General features: G+C 45.5%; 2 protein-coding genes. One reads left to right on the forward strand and one right to left on the reverse strand.

The window, feature by feature from the left end; translation table 11 throughout:
* A partial coding sequence (locus CA600_RS30485; protein ID WP_143812236.1) for an S-layer homology domain-containing protein occupies positions 1–733 on the forward strand: 733 nt, incomplete at its 5' end.
* Between the two features lie 112 nt (positions 734–845).
* Here the strand turns inward: CA600_RS30485 and hflX are convergent.
* On the reverse strand, positions 846–2,111 hold the full coding sequence (gene hflX, locus CA600_RS30490; protein WP_094874819.1) for a GTPase HflX: 1,266 nt from the start codon (positions 2,109–2,111) through the stop codon (positions 846–848).
* Positions 2,112–2,351 lie beyond the last annotated feature (240 nt).

Raw genomic sequence — 2,351 nt, forward strand, 5'->3', positions numbered from 1 at the left:
AACACCAACACCAACACCAACACCGACACCACCAGTATCGACACCAAATTCAACAGCAACGCTACCAGTATCGCCAACGCCACCAACATCAACACCGAAGCCAACAGTAACGCCAACAGCGCCAACAGCGTCAAAGCTGGTGTTCAACGACAAGGTAAATGTAGAGGCAGTTAAGGCTATCGTGGAAAAAGAGAAGTCTGCTCCCGCTATACACTTTACGGATGTTCCGGCATCTTCGTGGAGTGCCTCCGTAGTGGAGCGTGCAGCTAAGATGGGGATTGTAACGGGTTATAGTGATGGTTCTTACCATCCGAATCAAAAGGTAACTCGCGCCGAGTTCGCCACAATGGTAGCAAAAGCTTTTGGTCTACCGAATTCAAGCGGTCCATCCTTCTCTGACACACAAGGACATTGGGCTTCAGAATCGATTGCAGCATTACAAGCTAAAGGGGTAATCACGGGATATAGTGATGGTTCTTTCCATCCTAATCAAGAAATTTCCCGCGCTGAGATCGTTGCAATGCTTGCTCGTCTGACAAACTATGTTCCTAACGCATCCAATCTATTTTTGGATGTAGCTACGAACTGGGCTTCTGAACAAATTAATGCTTTTGCAACTGCTGGCATAGTAACTGGTAAAGGCAACGAATTGTTCAAACCGAATGATACTGCATCCCGTGCGGAGTCGGTTGCGATGATCATTCGCTTGTTAGATAAATTGCTTGCACAATAAGTGAAATATTTCGGATAGTTAACCGGGTTCGCTTCCACCAATAAGTAGAAGAAGGGGCTGTCCCTGAGTCATTTATGACTTATGGGACAACCCCTTTGCTGCGTCTTATAGCCTAAAGCTCAACAAAGTCACTGCGGAATTTCTCGAAATCAGATTTTCTGCATTCCAGTTCAAGCCTTGTGCCTGTTTCTTCATAGCTAGTCGATTGGACATGGGCATGCTCGTTAAAATAGGAGACCACATTGCCGCGATCAAATGGAATCAGAATTTCACACTGTACATAATCCGTAAAAACATGGCTGCGAATAAGATCTGTAAGTTTAGCTATCCCGCTATTTTGTTTGGCGGAAAGATAGACATTGTCACCCTCAAGGTGAGGGTAAGGTAGGTCCGTTAGGTCAGCTTTGTTGTAGGCATAAACTGTTGGAATTTGGTCCGCACCGAGCGCTTTCAAAGTCTCATCGGTGACAGCCATATGCTGCTGATGCTGGGGATCGGAAATATCGACTACATGAATCAATAAGTCAGCTTCGGTCACCTCTTCGAGCGTGGAGCGGAAGGCTTTGACCAGATGATGGGGAAGCTGGCTGACGAATCCAACGGTATCTGTTAATAAAAAGGTTTTGTGATCCGGTAGCTCAATGCTCCGAACGGATGTCTCCAGCGTAGCGAATAACATATCCTTGGCGAACACTTGCTTATTAGAGCCTGGATGATACGTCTCCACGATTACATTCATTAAGCTGGACTTGCCGGTATTCGTATAGCCGACGAGACAGACGACAGGAACCTCATTCTTATGCCGCTGCTTCCGCTGAATTTGGCGCCTTGCTACTTGCTGTTGAAGCTCAACCTGTAATGCTGAAATCCGTTCTTCAATTCTTCTGCGATCCAGCTCCAGCTTTGTTTCACCAGCGCCTCTGTTCTTCAGCCCAGCACCACCACCTTGTCTGCCGAGAGATTCTCGGAGACCTGTTAATCGGGGGAGCATATATTGCAGCTTAGCTACTTCCACTTGCAGCTGAGCTTCTTTGGTCTTCGCTCGTTCTGCGAAAATATTCAGGATCAGAATCGTCCGGTCAATGACCTGACGGCCTAGAGAGGACTCCAAATTGCGAATCTGTGAAGGAGACAGCTCATCATTAAAAATAACAATAGGAGCATCATGCGCTTCTAAGAGAGCAGATAATTCTTGGATTTTGCCTGTGCCGATATAGTGGGAAGGGTTGATCCGACTTGCCTTCTGACTAAGCTCTCCTACAACTTCTAGGTCACAGGCAGCTGCCAGATTAGTGAGTTCTTCCATCGAATAAGCGAAGTTTGTTTCGTTTTGTAGCTGGACACCGACTATAATAGCTTTTTCTCGTAGTTGTTCCATATATTTATTCATCCTCCAGTAGTAAATAGTAAACGCAAAAAAACACAGGTCATCTGCCTGTGCTTATGGTTCGTTAGAGGACGTCAGAACAAATGTGTAAGGGGAAATCTCCGTTACAACATTAGGGTCTTCCATAGATATATCAAATTAAACAACGGCTGGGGCGTAGGGAAATGATAACTTAATCCCTTACGAGCAGCAGTTGGTTTAAATTATAAGAAAGTATAAGTTTCACGATAT

This window comes from Paenibacillus sp. VTT E-133280 (assembly GCF_002264385.1).
Taxonomy (GTDB): domain Bacteria; phylum Bacillota; class Bacilli; order Paenibacillales; family Paenibacillaceae; genus Paenibacillus_AQ; species Paenibacillus_AQ nitricinens.